Annotated in this window: 18 protein-coding genes; 10 read left to right on the forward strand and 8 right to left on the reverse strand. The window is 73.7% G+C overall.

The annotated features are described in order from the left end of the window. Nucleotides 1–30: 30 nt before the first annotated feature. Both FZC61_RS05750 and FZC61_RS05755 read left to right on the forward strand, forming a co-directional pair. Nucleotides 31–531: a SixA phosphatase family protein gene (locus FZC61_RS05750; RefSeq protein WP_246142547.1), complete on the forward strand. Its 501-nt coding sequence runs from the start codon at nucleotides 31–33 to the stop codon at nucleotides 529–531. A gap of 42 nt (nucleotides 532–573) precedes the next feature. Further along, nucleotides 574–1356, forward strand: coding sequence for an MBL fold metallo-hydrolase (locus tag FZC61_RS05755; protein WP_148613162.1), 783 nt, complete (start codon nucleotides 574–576; stop codon nucleotides 1354–1356). Between the two features lie 4 nt (nucleotides 1357–1360). Here the strand turns inward: FZC61_RS05755 and serB are convergent, their stop codons facing one another. Continuing rightward, entirely contained in the window at nucleotides 1361–2593 is a 1233-nt protein-coding gene (serB, locus tag FZC61_RS05760; RefSeq protein ID WP_148613163.1) for a phosphoserine phosphatase SerB, read from the reverse strand. Between the two features lie 84 nt (nucleotides 2594–2677). Between serB and FZC61_RS05765 the strand changes: the two genes are divergently transcribed. After that, nucleotides 2678–3055 (forward strand): VOC family protein, encoded by a 378-nt coding sequence (locus FZC61_RS05765; protein ID WP_148613164.1) that lies wholly within the window; start codon nucleotides 2678–2680, stop codon nucleotides 3053–3055. A gap of 54 nt (nucleotides 3056–3109) precedes the next feature. On the opposite strand, the gene FZC61_RS05770 is transcribed toward FZC61_RS05765, so the two are convergent. Further along, the gene (locus FZC61_RS05770) at nucleotides 3110–3841 is read right to left on the reverse strand and encodes a hypothetical protein (protein ID WP_148613165.1); all 732 of its coding nucleotides are present in this window, start codon (nucleotides 3839–3841) and stop codon (nucleotides 3110–3112) included. A 56-nt stretch (nucleotides 3842–3897) separates the two neighbouring features. Between FZC61_RS05770 and FZC61_RS05775 the strand changes: the two genes are divergently transcribed. The 4 genes from FZC61_RS05775 to FZC61_RS05790 are packed head-to-tail and all read left to right on the forward strand — an operon-like array spanning nucleotide 3898 to nucleotide 7058. After that, nucleotides 3898–4692 (forward strand): ABC transporter ATP-binding protein, encoded by a 795-nt coding sequence (locus tag FZC61_RS05775; RefSeq protein ID WP_148613166.1) that lies wholly within the window; start codon nucleotides 3898–3900, stop codon nucleotides 4690–4692. A 30-nt stretch (nucleotides 4693–4722) separates the two neighbouring features. Further along, nucleotides 4723–5184: an NfeD family protein gene (locus FZC61_RS05780; protein ID WP_148613167.1), complete on the forward strand. Its 462-nt coding sequence runs from the start codon at nucleotides 4723–4725 to the stop codon at nucleotides 5182–5184. Nucleotides 5185–5187: 3 nt separating this feature from the next. Beyond that, complete coding sequence (locus FZC61_RS05785) at nucleotides 5188–6297, forward strand: SPFH domain-containing protein (protein WP_148613168.1); 1110 nt, start codon at nucleotides 5188–5190, stop codon at nucleotides 6295–6297. Next, the gene (locus FZC61_RS05790) at nucleotides 6294–7058 is read left to right on the forward strand and encodes a sulfite exporter TauE/SafE family protein (protein ID WP_148613169.1); all 765 of its coding nucleotides are present in this window, start codon (nucleotides 6294–6296) and stop codon (nucleotides 7056–7058) included. Before FZC61_RS05785 ends, FZC61_RS05790 begins: the two co-directional genes overlap by 4 nt. Nucleotides 7059–7065: 7 nt before the next feature. Here the strand turns inward: FZC61_RS05790 and FZC61_RS05795 are convergent, their stop codons facing one another. Then, nucleotides 7066–7434, reverse strand: coding sequence for a hypothetical protein (locus FZC61_RS05795; protein ID WP_148613170.1), 369 nt, complete (start codon nucleotides 7432–7434; stop codon nucleotides 7066–7068). A gap of 33 nt (nucleotides 7435–7467) precedes the next feature. Continuing rightward, entirely contained in the window at nucleotides 7468–8115 is a 648-nt protein-coding gene (locus FZC61_RS05800) for a hypothetical protein (protein WP_148613171.1), read from the reverse strand. An 87-nt stretch (nucleotides 8116–8202) separates the two neighbouring features. Between FZC61_RS05800 and FZC61_RS05805 the strand changes: the two genes are divergently transcribed. Then, nucleotides 8203–8682, forward strand: a complete 480-nt coding sequence (locus FZC61_RS05805; RefSeq protein WP_148613172.1) for a DUF4190 domain-containing protein — start codon at nucleotides 8203–8205, stop codon at nucleotides 8680–8682. Nucleotides 8683–8687: 5 nt separating this feature from the next. Further along, on the forward strand, nucleotides 8688–9527 hold the full coding sequence (locus FZC61_RS05810; RefSeq protein ID WP_148613173.1) for a phosphotransferase family protein: 840 nt from the start codon (nucleotides 8688–8690) through the stop codon (nucleotides 9525–9527). 25 nt (nucleotides 9528–9552) lie between these two features. Here FZC61_RS05810 and FZC61_RS05815 read toward each other — a convergent pair whose 3' ends face one another. Then, complete coding sequence (locus FZC61_RS05815) at nucleotides 9553–10521, reverse strand: alpha/beta hydrolase (protein WP_148613174.1); 969 nt, start codon at nucleotides 10519–10521, stop codon at nucleotides 9553–9555. Between the two features lie 56 nt (nucleotides 10522–10577). Between FZC61_RS05815 and FZC61_RS05820 the strand changes: the two genes are divergently transcribed. Continuing rightward, entirely contained in the window at nucleotides 10578–11660 is a 1083-nt protein-coding gene (locus FZC61_RS05820; protein ID WP_148613175.1) for a PP2C family protein-serine/threonine phosphatase, read from the forward strand. A 5-nt stretch (nucleotides 11661–11665) separates the two neighbouring features. Here FZC61_RS05820 and FZC61_RS05825 read toward each other — a convergent pair whose 3' ends face one another. The 3 genes from FZC61_RS05825 to FZC61_RS05835 are packed head-to-tail and all read right to left on the reverse strand — an operon-like array spanning nucleotide 11666 to nucleotide 14217. Further along, the gene (locus tag FZC61_RS05825) at nucleotides 11666–12604 is read right to left on the reverse strand and encodes an ABC transporter ATP-binding protein (protein WP_148613176.1); all 939 of its coding nucleotides are present in this window, start codon (nucleotides 12602–12604) and stop codon (nucleotides 11666–11668) included. A gap of 4 nt (nucleotides 12605–12608) precedes the next feature. Beyond that, a complete protein-coding gene (locus FZC61_RS05830; protein WP_246142548.1) occupies nucleotides 12609–13427 on the reverse strand; it encodes an ABC transporter permease in 819 nt (272 codons plus the stop codon). Continuing rightward, the gene (locus tag FZC61_RS05835) at nucleotides 13420–14217 is read right to left on the reverse strand and encodes an ABC transporter permease (protein WP_148613177.1); all 798 of its coding nucleotides are present in this window, start codon (nucleotides 14215–14217) and stop codon (nucleotides 13420–13422) included. Before FZC61_RS05835 ends, FZC61_RS05830 begins: the two co-directional genes overlap by 8 nt. Between the last annotated feature and the right edge of the window lie 86 nt (nucleotides 14218–14303).

Raw genomic sequence — 14303 nt, forward strand, 5'->3', positions numbered from 1 at the left:
ATGGCACACGGGACTCGCACTCTGGTCGTGATGAGGCACGCGAAGGCCGAGCAGGCCGGCCCCACCGACGTCGAGCGGGCGCTGGCCGAGCGGGGCCACCGCGACGCCGCCGCGCTGGGGGCCTGGTTGGGGGCCTGGTTGCGCGACGCCGGCATCGCGCCCGACAAGGCGCTGGTCTCGGCCGCGCGGCGCACTGCCGAGACCTGGGAGCACGTGTGCCGCGGTGCGGGCTGGGACCTCGCGCCCGAGCTCGACCGTGGTCTGTACGCCGCCGACGTCGACACCGCGCTCGACCTGGTGCGCCTGCTCGACGACGACCTGCGCACCGTCGTCGTCGTGGGTCACAACCCCACCATGGCCTCCCTGGCGCACAGCCTCGACGACGGCGAGGGCGACGTCGGGGCGACCAACGCGATGGCGGCCGACACCTTCCCGACCAGCGCCACCGCGGTCCTCGCCGTGCCCGGCTCCTGGGCCGACCTGGGTCCCGGCACCGCCAGCCTGCTGGCCTACCACGTCGGCCGCGCCTGACCGTCGGCCGCCGGCGCACCCCTGCTGGCCTAGGGTGCGCCCGTGGGTGCAGCGCGATCGGCCGCCGTGACGTGGTGGGGCCACGCGTCGATGACGGTCGAGCTCGGCCGCGCCCGGGTCGCGACCGACCCGCTGATGACCCGCCGGCTCTACCACCTGCGGCGGGCCGTGCCCGAGCCACCGCAGGCGGCGACGCGGGCCGACCTGGTGCTCATCTCCCACCTGCACCACGACCACCTGCACCTGCCCTCGTTGCGGCGCTTCGCCGTCGACGTGCCGGTGGTCGTGCCCCGTGGTGCGGCCGCCGCCGTGCGCGGCCTGGCGGGGCGTGAGCTGGTGGAGGTCGCACCCGGCGACGTGGTCGAGGTCGCCGGCGTCCGCGTCGAGGCGCTGCCGGCCACCCACGACGGCCGGCGCGACACCTTCCCCTGGCACCACCACGACGTCCCTGCCCTGGGCTTCCGCTTCGACGACGGGGAGACCAGCGTGTGGTACCCCGGCGACACCGGGGTCCGCGCCGACTTCGCCGACGTCGAGCCGGTCGACCTGGCCGCGGTGCCCATCGGGGGCTGGGGCCCGACGCTCGGCGACGAGCACCTCGACCCCGAGGAGGCCGTGGCGGCCGTGGCGGCGGTGGGCGCGCGCTGGGCGGTCGCCGTCCACTACGGGACCTACTGGCCACTGGCCCTGCGGCGGCTCAAGCCGGCCAACCACCACCGGCTCTTCGTCACCCCGCCGCAACGCTTCCACCGGGCGGTGCTCGAGTCGGGCCTGACGGCCGTCGCGCTCACCCCGGCGTTCGGGGAGCGCGTCGTCCTGGCGTGAGCCGTCAGACCGGGGGAGCGGGCGTGACGATGCCGGCCGCGGCGTCGGCCGCCTCGATCTCCTCGCGGGAGATGCCGAGCAGGTAGAGGATCGAGTCGAGGTAGGGCACGTTGACGGTCGTGTCAGCGGCCTCCTGCACGATCTTGCGGGCGTTGTAGGCGACACCGAGGCCCGCGGCGTTGAGCATGTCGAGGTCGTTGGCGCCGTCGCCGATGGCGATCGTGGCCTCGATCGGCACCCCGACCTCGGCGGCGAACTCGCGCAACGCGCGCGCCTTGCCGGCCCGGTCGACCACGTCGCCGACGATCTCGCCGGTGATGCGACCGTCGACGACCTCGAGCTCGTTGGCGCGCGAGAAGTGGATGCCGAGGTCGACGGCCAGCCGGTCGGTGATCTGGCTGAAGCCGCCGCTGACGATCGCGAAGCGGTAGCCCAGGCGGCGCAGCGTGCGCACCATGGTGCGGGCGCCGGGGGTGACCACGATGTCGTCGTAGACCCGGTCCAGGGCGCCGGCGTCGAGCCCGGCCAGCAGCCGGACCCGGCGGCGCAGCGACTCCTCGAAGTCGAGCTCGCCGCGCATCGCCGCTTCCGTCACCGCGGCGACCTCGGCCTCGTGGCCCGCGTGAGCGGCGAGCATCTCGATGACCTCGCCCTGGATGAGCGTGCTGTCGACGTCCATCACGATCAGGCGTACGCCGCGGCGCAGCAGGGTCGCGGGCTGCACGGCGATGTCGATGCCCTGCGCCGACGCCTCGGTGGCCAGCAGGGCGCGCAGGTGGTCGGGGTCGGCCCCGGAGACGTGCAGGTCGATCGCGGTCACGGGGTAGCGCGCCATCCGCTCGATGCGGTCGATGTTGCCGCCGGTGTCGGCGATCCGGCCCGCGACCGCTGCCATGTGACCGGCCTTCAGCGGGCTGCCGATGACGGTCACGTGGGAGCGCCCTGCCGCGCGGGAGCGGTTGTCGCCGGTGCCGCGCTCGATCTCGACCTGCATGCCCAGGCCGGCCGCGGTCTCCTCGACGGCGTGCGCGACCTTCTTCCAGTCGCGCGGGGCGGTCACGAGCACGCCCAGGATCAGCCGGCCGCGCAGGATGATCTGCTCGACGTCGACCACCTCCACCCCGACGGCGGTCAGGGCCGCGAAGACCGACGAGGTCACGCCCGGCCGGTCCTTGCCGGTCAGCGTGACGAGGAGGGTGTCGGGCGTGCCGTCCGCTGCTCCTGGTCGCGTGCTCATCGGGGCAGACGCTATCGGGTGCCGTCGCGGTGTCGGTGCCGACGTCCATGCTGGTCCGACGACCCCCGAGTTCCAGGAGACCCCATGAGCGACGACGAGGCCCACGTCCACCACGCGATCGACTACGTCGAAATCACCGTCACCGACCTCGACCGCGCCAAGGCGTTCTACGCCGCGGCCTTCGGCTGGCAGTTCCGCGACTACGGCCCCGACTACGCCGGTATCCGCTGGCTCGACGGTGACGGGGGGGTCGGCGGGCTGGCCGTCGGTGCCGCCCCGGCCGTCGGGGGCTCCAGCGGTGTCACGGTGCTGCTCTGGTCGGGTGACCTCGACGCGACCGTGGCCGCCGTCGAGTCCGCGGGCGGCACGGTCGTCGAAACGCCCTACGCGTTCCCCGGCGGGCGGCGGTTCTTCTTCCACGACCCCGACGGCAACCGGCTGGGCGTGTGGGCGTCGTCGTGACCGACGGAGCCCAGGGTGCGACCGGCCCGTGGTCAGCCCGTGGTCACTCCGTGGTCAGCCCGGGGGCCAGACCTCGGGGGAGCAGGCCGCGACGAGGGCCCGGCGGCCGGCGCGAGCCAGGGGGGCGAGGGCGCCCCGGCGCTGCTCGGCCTCGTGGACGGTGATCGCGCCGCCGTCGTCCTCCAGGGCCAGCTCGGCGATGCCAAGCGCCTGGAGGCCGCGCGAGGCCAGGTCGACGCACCGCGCCGGGATGCCCGGGGGAGCGACCACCGCGGGCCGGTGACGCAGGTTCATCAGCCGGTCGGCCACCTCGGGGCGCCAGCGCGCCACGTCGAGCGCGGCCAGCCGCTCGGCCGACTCGAGCAGCACCCCGCGCAGCTCGCGGTCGGCCTCGCCGACGTCGGGCAGCGGCCGGCGCCGGCCCGGCAGGAGCGTCCACTCGATGGTCGGCCCCACCCGGGCCGGCACCAGCGCGGCCTCGGCGCCGACCGCGACGACGGCCTCGCCGGCGTCGAGGGCGGCGGCGTTGAGCTCGCGCGGGCCGCCGAGCCCGACCAGGTCGCCCTCGGCCGGGAAGGCGGCCCCGAAGCCGGTGGCGCCCGCCGCGCGCAGGGCGGCCAGCGTCGACACCAGGCCGGGGTCCGGTCCGAGCACGACGTGGGTGACGTCGCCGTCGAGGACGCCGTCGAGCAGGTCGTCGGGGCCGACGTGACCGCGCAGCCAGGCCGTGGCCCACCATGCCAGACGACCCGAGACGGGCAGGGGGCTCGTGGTGTCCGTGGGCACACGCCGACGGTAGCCGCTGCCCGGGTGGACTGCGCACACGTCCTAGGGTGGGCGGCATGGCCCCCGTCCTCGAGCTCGCCGACGTCACGGTGCGGCGCGGGTCCTCGACGCTGCTCGACCGGGTCACCTGGGTGGTCCGCGAGGGTGAGCGCTGGGTGGTTCTGGGGCCCAACGGCGCCGGCAAGACGACGCTGCTGCAGATCGCCTCGGCCCAGCTCTACCCGACCACCGGTCTGGTCGGGGTGCTCGGCGAGCTGCTCGGCACCGTCGACGTGTTCGAGCTGCGTCCGCGCATCGGCCTGACGAGCGCCGCCCTCGCCGACCGGCTCCCACGACAGGAGCTCGTGCGCGACGTCGTCGTCTCGGCGGCCTACGGCGTGCTCGGGCGGTGGCGCGAGCACTACGACGACCTCGACCACGAGCGCGCCGCCGACCTGCTGCGCGAGGTCGGGGTGGCCCACCTGGCCGAGCGGACCTTCGGCACCCTCAGCGAGGGCGAGCGCAAGCGGGTGCAGGTCGCCCGCGCGCTGATGACCGACCCCGAGCTGCTGCTGCTCGACGAGCCCGCCGCCGGGCTCGACCTGGGCGGGCGCGAGGACCTGGTCTCGACCCTGTCGACCCTGGCCTACGACCCCGACGCGCCCGCGACCGTCCTGGTCTCGCACCACGTCGAGGAGATCCCGCCCGGCTTCACGCACGCCCTGCTGCTGCGGCGCGGCGCCGTCGTGGCCGAGGGGCCCGTCGACGACGTCCTGACCGAGCAGGCGCTGTCGGCGACCTTCGGCATGCCGTTGCGCCTCGAGCACGCCGACGGACGCTGGGCCGCGCGGCGCGACGTGCGCCACCGCTGACCGACCGCGCCGCCGACTAGGGTTGCGTCCATGGACTGGCTCTCGGACAACGTGTGGAGCGTGTGGCTCGCCGCGGCCGCCGTCCTGGGCGTCGCCGAGCTGCTGAGCCTCGACCTGGTGCTGATCATGCTCGCCGTCGGCGCGCTCGTCGGCGCCGTCGTGGCGCTCGCGGGTGCCCCGCTGGTGCTGCAGCTGCTCCTGGCCGGCGGCAGCGCCGCGGCGATGCTCCTGCTGGTGCGCCCGTCGGTCGTCAAGCGCCTGCACGCGGGCCCCGACCTGCGGCTGGGCCACGGCAAGCTCGTGGGCCAGCAGGCCATTGTGACCGAGGCGATCAGCGCCCACGAGACCGGCCGCATCCGCATCGGCGGCGAGATCTGGTCGGCCGCGCCGTACGACGAGACGTCGAGCATCGAGGCGGGCCGGACCGTCGAGGTGCTGCAGATCCGCGGGGCGACCGCCCTGGTCCACCCGATCCCCAGCCTGGAGGCCTGACCGATGGCATTTCTGATAGTCGCGGGCGTCCTGTTCGCGTTCCTGGTGGTCCTGCTCGCCAAGACGATCCGCATCGTCCCGCAGGCGCGGGGCGGGATCGTCGAGCGGTTCGGCAAGTACAAGGAGACGCTGCCCGCGGGTCTCAACACCGTGGTGCCGTTCGTCGACAAGGTGCGCTACCTCATCGACCTGCGCGAGCAGGTCGTGAGCTTCCCGCCGCAGCCGGTGATCACCGAGGACAACCTCGTGGTGTCCATCGACACCGTCATCTACTTCCAGGTCACCGACCCGGTCGCGGCGACCTACGAGATCGCCAACTACATCCAGGCCGTCGAGCAGCTGACCATGACGACGCTGCGCAACATCGTCGGCGGCATGACGCTGGAGGAGACGCTGACCAGCCGCGAGTCGATCAACTCCGGGCTGCGCGGGGTGCTCGACGAGGCCACCGGCAAGTGGGGCATCCGCGTCAACCGCGTCGAGATCAAGGGCATCGACCCGCCGCCCTCGATCAAGGACTCGATGGAGAAGCAGATGCGCGCCGACCGCGACAAGCGCGCGCAGATCCTCACCGCCGAGGGTGGCCGGCAGGCCGCGATCCTCACCGCGGAGGGGCAGAAGCAGTCGGCCATCCTCACCGCCGAGGGCGAGCGCGAGTCGCAGATCCTGCGCGCCCAGGCCGAGCGCGAGTCTCAGATCCTGCGTGCCCAGGGCGAGGGGCAGGCGATCCAGACGGTGTTCCAGGCGATCCACGACGGGCGCCCCGACCAGTCGCTGCTGGCCTACCAGTACCTCCAGATGATGCCCAAGATCGCCGAGGGCGACGCCAACAAGGTCTGGATCGTGCCCAGCGAGATCGGCAAGGCCCTTGAGGGCCTCGGCTCGACGATGAACCAGCTGCGCGGGATCCCCCAGGACGTCGACGGGCCGCGCACGCGCGTCGACATGGGACCGACCGAGCCGCGGGTGCGCACCGCCGGGTCGTCGGACCCCGAGCTGAGCAAGGCCAACGACGCGGTCGCGCAGGCCATCGCCGCCGCCGAGGTCGCGGCCAACCCCGCCATGACCGACCCTGCCCTCAGCGACCCGCCGCCTGGACCTCCGCAGGAGTGAGCCCGCTCGAGTCCGTCCTGGTCGCCCTCGCCGGCACGGCCGCCGGCACGATCAACACGGTGGTGGGGTCCGGCACCCTCATCACGTTCCCGACCCTGCTGGCCTTCGGCGTGCCCCCGGTCACGGCCAACGTGTCCAACAACATCGGCCTGGTGCCCGGGTCGGTGACCGGCGCGATCGGCTACCGCGACGAGCTGGTCGGGCAGCGCAGCCGGGTGCTCCGGCTGCTCAGCGCGTCGTTGCTCGGCGGTGCGGTCGGCGCGGTGCTGCTGCTGCAGCTGCCGCCGGGCGCGTTCGAGGCCGTCGTGCCCGTGCTGATCATGCTCGGCGTGGTCCTGGTCGTCGTGCAGCCGCGGCTGTCGTCCTGGGTACGCCGGCGCGCCGAGGCCCGCGGGGTCGAGCAGGTCGACCGCGCCTGGTGGGTGTGGCCGGCCGTGCTGCTCACCGGCGTCTACGGCGGCTACTTCGGTGCGGCGCAGGGGGTGCTGCTGATGGGCGTGCTCGGCATCGGGGTCGCCCAGTCGCTCCAGCGCAGCAACGCGGTCAAGAACGTCCTGGCCGCGGGGGTCAACGGCGTCGCCGGCCTTATCTTCGTGTTCGTCGCCGACGTCGACTGGCGCGTCGTCGCGCTGATCGGGGCCGGCTCCGTCGTGGGCGGCCTGATCGGCGCCCGCATCGGCAAGCGGCTGCCCCCGCTCGCGCTGCGGGCGGTGATCGTCGTCGTCGGCCTGACGGCGTTCGTCGCGATCCTCGCGACGTAGGGGGCCCTCAGACCGTCGTGAGCGCGGTGGACTTCTTGACCCGCAGCCCGAGCAGCCCGGACACGACCGCGACGGCGGCGACCCCGGTGAGGGCCAGGCCGAGCTGGCGCGGGAGCTTCTCGGCCTCGACCCCGGCGTACGACGTCACGGCGTCGGCACCGTCGACCGCCATCCCGATGAGCACCAGGTTGCGACGTGCCGACCCGGAGGCGAGCAGGGTGGCGGTGCCGAGGGCGACCTCGCGGGTGCCGAACCACTGGGTGAGCAGCGGGTGGCTGGACGGGACCCCCATCGTGGCGGCGACGAGCTCGGGCTTGGCGAGCGAGGCGATGCCGATGCCGATACGGCCGAGGGACAGGCTGGTCACGGTGTTCATGGCCGCCAACCTAGGGCATGCGGCCCGACGACCTCAGCGCCTCGCCCCGGCGTAGACCCGGCGGCCGACCACCGCGGTGGTGACGTCGCCGTCGTCCGCGCCGGCCGGCCTCCACCCGTCGGAGGACCCGTGACCCCGCCCGCAGTAGACCGAGGCCCCGGCCCGGACCCAGCGCGGGGTGCCCAGGCACCGGCGCGGTACCGACACCGTGATGCGGCCGCCCCTGACGTCGATGGTTCCGACGGCTCCCCGGCAGGTGCGCGGACGGACGGCGTAGGCGTACGACCCGCACTCGCCCACCTGGTCCTGCCTGATCCGCGGCGTGCGGAAGTAGTCGACCTCCGTCCGACCCTGGTAGTGCGAGACGTCGACGGTCCACTCCCGATCGGGGGTCACCACGTCGAACATCGTCGAGGTCCGGTAGCGGTTGACCAGGCCGGTGACGTCGACCGACACGACGACCAGGTCCGGCGTGTGACGCACCCGCAGTCTCCGGACGTCACCCTCGGTGCTCGGCGTCCGGGTGACCGTGCCGCACGGCTCGGGTTGCGGGTCGAACGAGTAGACCGTCGCGTCGCCCGCCGGGTCGGGACCGGTCCAGCTGTCGGCCCACGCCGAGGCGGGTACGACGAGCAGGAGGGTCAGGAAGAGGGTGGTCAGGGATCCGAGACGTCGTCGCACCCGGACATCATCGGTCACGGAGCGACGCGGCACAGCGAATATCGCAGCCTGCTCCCGCCGCGGGCTCCGACCCCCGACAATGGTCCGGTGACGACGCCTCCCGGTGCCGAAGAGCCCGGCAACCCCTACCTCGACAAGCCGACCGTCGCGCCCGGCGCCGGCGACCCTGGCTACCAGCCCTACCCGCCGACGCCCTACGGGCAGCAGCCGCCGCACGGCCAACCGGCCTACGGCCAGCAGCCCTACGGCCAGCCGCCCTACGGCCAGCAGCCCTACGGCCAGCAGCCCTACGGCCAGCCGCCCTACGGCTACGCCCAGCCCCAGGGCACTAACGGGCTGGCCATCGCCTCGCTCGTGACGTCGCTGGTCTGGGTGTGCGGCCTGGGCAGCATCGCCGCGGTGATCCTGGGCCACATCGCGCGCGGCCAGATCAAGCGCACCGGCGAGCAGGGTGGCGGCATGGCCCTGGCCGGGCTGATCATCGGCTACCTCGGGCTCGCCGTGGTGCTGGGCTACATCGTGATCGTGATCATCGTCGCAGCGACCGACCCGAACGCCTTCGACTGACCCTCGTGCCGCACGACCTGCTGCTCGACTGGGCCGGCGATCGGGTCGGGTCCGCCGTCGTTGGCGAACGCCCGCTCACCGGTGGACGGACCTCGACGATGCGGGTGCTGACCCACGCCGACGGCACCGACACGGTGCTCCGCGTGATCGACCGCGAGCCGTGGGCTACGCACCGGGCCGCACTGGCCACGCGTGAGCACGAGACCCAGCGGGCCCTGGTCGGGTCGGGCGTCGCGGCGCCACGCTCGGTGGCCCTGGACGCGGCTCGCGGGGCCCACCTGATGACGCTGCTACCCGGCACCGCCGACGAGCACCGGGCCGACGACGCGTCGCTGCGCCTGCTCGCGCAGACCCTCGCGGCCGTCCACGACGTACGACCCGAGGTGCCGCCGCGCGGCTACCAGTCGTGGGCCTGGGAGGCCAAGTACGTCGTGCCGGCCTGGGCCGCGCGGCCCGCCGCGTGGCGGGTGGCGTTCGACCTGCTGCGGGGTGAGCCCCCGGCCCACGAGCCGACGTTCCTGCACCGCGACTACGGCCCCCACAACGTGCTGTGGGCCGGGGAGGTGCTCACCGGGGTCGTCGACTGGGTGGAGACCTCCACGGGCCCCGCCTGGCTCGACGTCGCGCACGCGGCGAGCAACGTCGCGGTCCGCGCCGGGGTCGAGCGGGCGCGCACGTTCACCGCGGCGTACGCCGCCCACACCGGCCGGGCCCGCGAGCCCTACTGGGAGGTGATGGACGTGGTGGGCTTCCTGCCCCCGCCGGGGCGGCCCGCCTTCTTCACCGCGCCCGCGCAGCAGCAGGCCCTCGAGGCGCTCCTGGTCGACGCGCTCGCCCGGCTGTGACGGCGCCGGGACCGATCAGGCGGTCTCACCGCTCGACGTAGGCCGTCACCCAGCGTTCGAGCTCGTCGTAGACGACCTCGCGCACGTGCGGCAGCGACAGGACGACGTCGTGCCGGGCGCCGTCGACGGCGACGTAGGTGACGTGGGGGCCCAGGGAGGTCGCCCACTGCCGGATCTGCGGCACGTCGAGGACGATGTCGTGGGTGTGCACGTCGTCGTGCATCTGCGGGGGGCGCTTGGTCGCGGCCGACGACAGCACCAGGACCGGCGCCAGCACCGAGAGCCCGGTGTGCACCTGCGCGTGCGCCCGGCGCACCGCACGCAGCCACCCGTAGCGCACGGGGAACGACTCGATCGGCTTCCAGGTCAGGTCGTAGTCCCACTCGCCGTCGTGGTCACGGTGCAGGCTACGCCCGTAGATGCCGGACACGTCGCGGCTGAGCTCCTTGAGCGGGTGGCGCCGGCCGCGCCGGTCGAGCACCCGTCCCGCGGCGGCGCTGCGCAGCCACGCCGCCCCCTGCAGGTCGAGCCACGGGGAGTTGAGCACCACGCCGCCCAGGGTGGCGGGCTGGCGGGCGTCGGCCCACAGCGACGCGGTCAGGCCGCCGGTGGAGTGGGCGCTCAGGACGACGCTGCCGGGCTGATCGTGCCCGTCGCGCTCGGTGATCCGCCACCACGCGAGGTCGAGCTCGGCGAAGTAGGCGGTGAGGTCGTCGACGTAGGTCGCGGTCTGGTGGGGCCGCAGCGAGCGGCCGTACTTGCGCAGGTCGACGGCGTAGAAGTCGTAGCCCCGCGCCAGCCACCACGCGGCGTACTCGGTGTGGAAGAAGTAGTCGGCGAACCCGTGCACGTGCAGCACCGCACGCCCGGTGGACCGCTCGGCCCGGCGCGACACGAGGGTCGCGACGACCGGGCCCTCCTCGTCGGGCGGCAGGCCGATGGTCTCGGCCACCCACGGCGCGCCGAGCACGTCGACGGTCTGGTCGGCTCTCACGGCCCGATCCTCCCAGGTGCCCGCGACCGCGGCCCTGCGGGCACTACGGTTCCGGGGTGACCGCTCGAGTGGTGAAGGACGCGATCGCGGGCTGGCGCAGCGGCACGCGACGCAGCCAGCAGCTCGTGCTCGCGATCCTCGTGCTCGCAGTGCTGGTCTCGATGGCCGTCTCGCTCGCCAGCTACGACCTGTTCCCGCTCGCCGGCTTCTTCGTCTGGCTGCTGCTGGGGCTGCTCCTGCTGCGCTTCCGCGAGCTCGTCGCGCTCGCCGTGGTGATCACCGTCGCCGGTGCCGTCGCCCGCCTCGACCACGGTGACGCCGCGGGAGGTCGGATCGCCGGCGTCGTGCTGCTCGTGTTGGCGGCCGTGCTGGTCCTCTACGCCTCCGGTCGCCAACGCAGCGGGCTGCCCGGCCCCCTCAGCGCGGCGCTGCTCTCCGACCTGCGCGACCGGCTCAACGCCCAGGGCCGGGTGCCCGAGCTGCCTGGGCCGTGGACGTGCGAGACCGCGATGATCGCGGCCCACGGCGTGGGCTACGCCGGCGACTTCATGGTCGCCGACCTCGACCACGAGGCCCAGCGCCTCGACCTGGTGCTGGTCGACGTCGTCGGCAAGGGGGTCAAGGCCGCGCCGTCGGCGCTGCTGCTGGCCGGGGCTCTCGGCGGGATGGTCGGAGCGCTGCGCGGACCCGCGCTGTTCGAGGCCGCCAACGCGTTCCTGCTGCGCCAGGACGAGCGCTACACCGAGGAGACCTTCGCCACCGCGGTGCACGTCAGCATCGATCTGGCCGACGGCTCCTACACGATCCTCAGCGCCGGGCACCCGCCCGCGCTGCGCTGGGAGCCGGCCGAGGGCGCCTGGGTCGTCGACGGCGCCCGGGGCACCGCGCTCGGGGTGCTCCCGCACGCCGACCTGGAGGCCAGCACCGGCGTCCTGGGACCCGGCCAGGCGCTGATGTTCTACACCGACGGGGTCGTCGAGTCGCGCGACACCGACATCGACGACGGGATCCGCTGGCTGCAGCAGACCGCGGCGGCGGCCATGGTCCACGGGTCGACCGGCGTCGCCCGCCGGGTCGTGCGCCAGGTGGCGGCCGGGGACGACGACCGCGCCGTGCTGGTGCTGACTCGTTCAGCCTGAGACGTTCAACCTGAGCCGTAGAGGCTGCGGATGACGTCCTCGATGGCCGGCTCCTGGATCGACAGGTCCGCCACGTCGTACGCCGCCGCGACCGCCGCCACGACCGGCGCGGCGCTCGCCTCGGCGGGGAAGCGCAACCACTGCCGCGGGCCCTCGACCCGCACGGTGTCGGCGCCGGGCACCGCGATGGGCGGGGCGGCGTCGGCCAGGTCGACCACCAGGGTGCGCGTGGACCCGCCGACCTCGTGCAGGCCCGGCAGCGAGCCGTCGTAGACGAGGGTGCCGTGGTCGATGACCACGACCCGGTCGCACAGGGCCTCGATGTCCTGCAGGTCGTGGGTGGTCAGCAGCAGCGTCACGCCGCGGGTCGCGTTCAGCGCGCGCAGGAACTCGCGCAGCCGCCCCTTGCTGACGACGTCGAGCCCGATGGTGGGCTCGTCGAGGTAGAGGATCGCCGGGTCGTGCAGCAGGGCGGCCGCGATGTCGCCGCGCATCCGCTGACCGAGGCTGAGCTGGCGCACCGGGGTGTCGAGCAGGTCGCCGAGCGCGAGCAGCTCGACGAACTCCGCGAGGTTGGCCCGGTGGCGGGCCGGGTCGGTGCGGTAGATCCGGTGCAGCAGGTCGAAGGAGTCGCGCAGCGGCAGGTCCCACCACAGCGAGGTGCGCTGACCGAAGACGACGCCGATCTGCCGGGCCAGCCGCCGGCGGTCGCGGCTCGGCTCGACCCCGGCGACGCGCAGGTGGCCCGAGGTCGGCACGAGGATGCCGGTGAGCATCTTGATGGTGGTCGACTTGCCGGCGCCGTTGGGCCCGATGTAGCCGACCATCTCGCCGGGCTCGACGTCGAAGGTCACGTCGCGCACGGCCACGACGTCACGGCGTCCGGCGCCGCGGCGGCGTACGGAGAAGGTGCGGTTGAGGTCGCGGGCCTCGATCAGCGCCATGGGGTCACGATCCTGTCGAGGTGTAGTGGCGCACGCCGCTGCGCCAGGCGAGCGCGCACGCGCCGAGGCAGACGACGGCGGCCAGGGGAGAAGCGTGCTGCAGCCACGACGGCAGCCCGAAGGGGTCGTCGCGGCCGAGCACGTAGAGCGCGGGGTACCAGTTGACGAAGGCGATCGGCAGCACGAACGTCAGCGCCTTGACGACCTCCACGGGGAAGACCGTCAACGGGTACTGGGTCGCGGTGTTGCCGCCGTAGGTGAAGCCGTTGGCGACCTCGGCGGTGTCGGTGGTCCAGAACTGCAGGCACGACATCCCGACGAAGAGCGCGGCGAAGATCAGCGACCCCGACACCAGCATGGCGCCCGTGGTGGCCACCCGCGCCGGGCTCCAGTCGACGTAGGTCGCGGCCCAGGCGAGGACGGCGCCGCTCTGCAGCACCCGCGCCAGCCGACGCAGGGCGAACCCGTCGGCGCAGACCTGCACGAGCAGCGGCACGGGCTTGGTCATCATCGTGTCGAGCCGGCCGGTGCGCACGAGCTCGCCGAGGTTGCCGACCCGGCCGACCACGAGGTCGGCGACGCCGATGCCGACCCCGGTGGCGCCGTAGAGGAACCCGATCTCGGTGAGGCTGAAGCCGCCGAGGTCATCGACGTTGCCGAAGATGATGACGAGGGCGACGAAGTCGAGCCCGGTCGTCAGTGGGCTGCTCACCGCGAGCATCCAGAACGAGGCGGGGTAGGCCATCGTGGCGCGCATCCAGAGGCGGGCGATGCGACCGAAGTCGACCACGGGCTCCAGCACCCGCGCGGCGAGGTCAGCCACCCTGCACCACCACCCGTCGCTCGGCACGCCGCAGCACGGCGGCACACGCGAGCAGCAGCACGGCTGCCCACGCCGCGGCCAGTCCGAACCCGGCCACGGCGTCGAGACCGGTGCGCTTGCTGAGGAACAGGTCGGCCGGCAGCTGGACGAACGACTGCCACGGCAGCACCAGCGCGACGTGGCGCAGCCCGTCGGGGAAGAGCACGAGCGGCAGGGTGAGGCCGCTGAAGAAGAGCGCGACGAAGCCCAGCAGGCTGCGCGGGCCGGTGTCGTCGAGCAGCCAGAAAGCGCTCAGGGCCGCGAGCAGGCGCAGCGCGAAGCTGACCACCACGGCCAGGGGCAGGGCGAGCAGGAACAGCGCCGCCCCGGACGGACTCGGCCGGTGCAGGTCGAAGAGCAGCGCGCCCAGCACGAACGGCACGACCCCGCGCGAGAGCAGGTGGTACGCCGCCCGCCCCAGGTCGGCGGCGAGGTACCAGGCCAGGATCGACACGGGCCGGTAGAAGTCGATCGCCACGTCGCCCGACCTGATGCGCGCGGCCAGGTCGTCGGGGCTGCCGCCGCCCCAGATGGCGACCACCATGATCAGGCCCTGCCCGATCCACACGTAGGTGAGCGCGTCCGCGACGTCGTACCCGCCGGCCTCGGGGTTGGCGCGCCACACGGCGGTGTAGACGAAGCAGAGGACCAGCCCGAAGACGGTGTTGGCGAAGGTGCCGGCGACGGTCGCACCGAGGTAGGTCGCGTAGCGGCGGAACGATCCCCTCGCCACCGCCACGTACAACCGCACCGCGGCACCCTACGTGAGCCCCGGGCTGCGACCTCACACCCGGCGACCGAGATCAAGATGGGGATCCGTACTAATCCCGGGCCGAT

Source organism: Nocardioides rubriscoriae, assembly GCF_008087085.1.
Lineage (GTDB): Bacteria > Actinomycetota > Actinomycetes > Propionibacteriales > Nocardioidaceae > Nocardioides > Nocardioides rubriscoriae.

What these genes read in the sequence shown, in the direction of transcription:
- FZC61_RS05785 (WP_148613168.1), top strand. Translation starts at nt 5,188, where the DNA reads ATGGCATTTCTGATAGTCGCGGGCGTCCTGTTCGCGTTCCTGGTGGTC.
- FZC61_RS05825 (WP_148613176.1), bottom strand. Translation starts at nt 12,604, where the DNA reads ATGGCGCTGATCGAGGCCCGCGACCTCAACCGCACCTTCTCCGTACGC.
- FZC61_RS05775 (WP_148613166.1), top strand. Translation starts at nt 3,898, where the DNA reads ATGGCCCCCGTCCTCGAGCTCGCCGACGTCACGGTGCGGCGCGGGTCC.
- FZC61_RS05765 (WP_148613164.1), top strand. Translation starts at nt 2,678, where the DNA reads ATGAGCGACGACGAGGCCCACGTCCACCACGCGATCGACTACGTCGAA.
- FZC61_RS05750 (WP_246142547.1), top strand. Translation starts at nt 31, where the DNA reads ATGAGGCACGCGAAGGCCGAGCAGGCCGGCCCCACCGACGTCGAGCGG.
- serB (WP_148613163.1), bottom strand. Translation starts at nt 2,593, where the DNA reads ATGAGCACGCGACCAGGAGCAGCGGACGGCACGCCCGACACCCTCCTC.
- FZC61_RS05795 (WP_148613170.1), bottom strand. Translation starts at nt 7,434, where the DNA reads ATGAACACCGTGACCAGCCTGTCCCTCGGCCGTATCGGCATCGGCATC.
- FZC61_RS05780 (WP_148613167.1), top strand. Translation starts at nt 4,723, where the DNA reads ATGGACTGGCTCTCGGACAACGTGTGGAGCGTGTGGCTCGCCGCGGCC.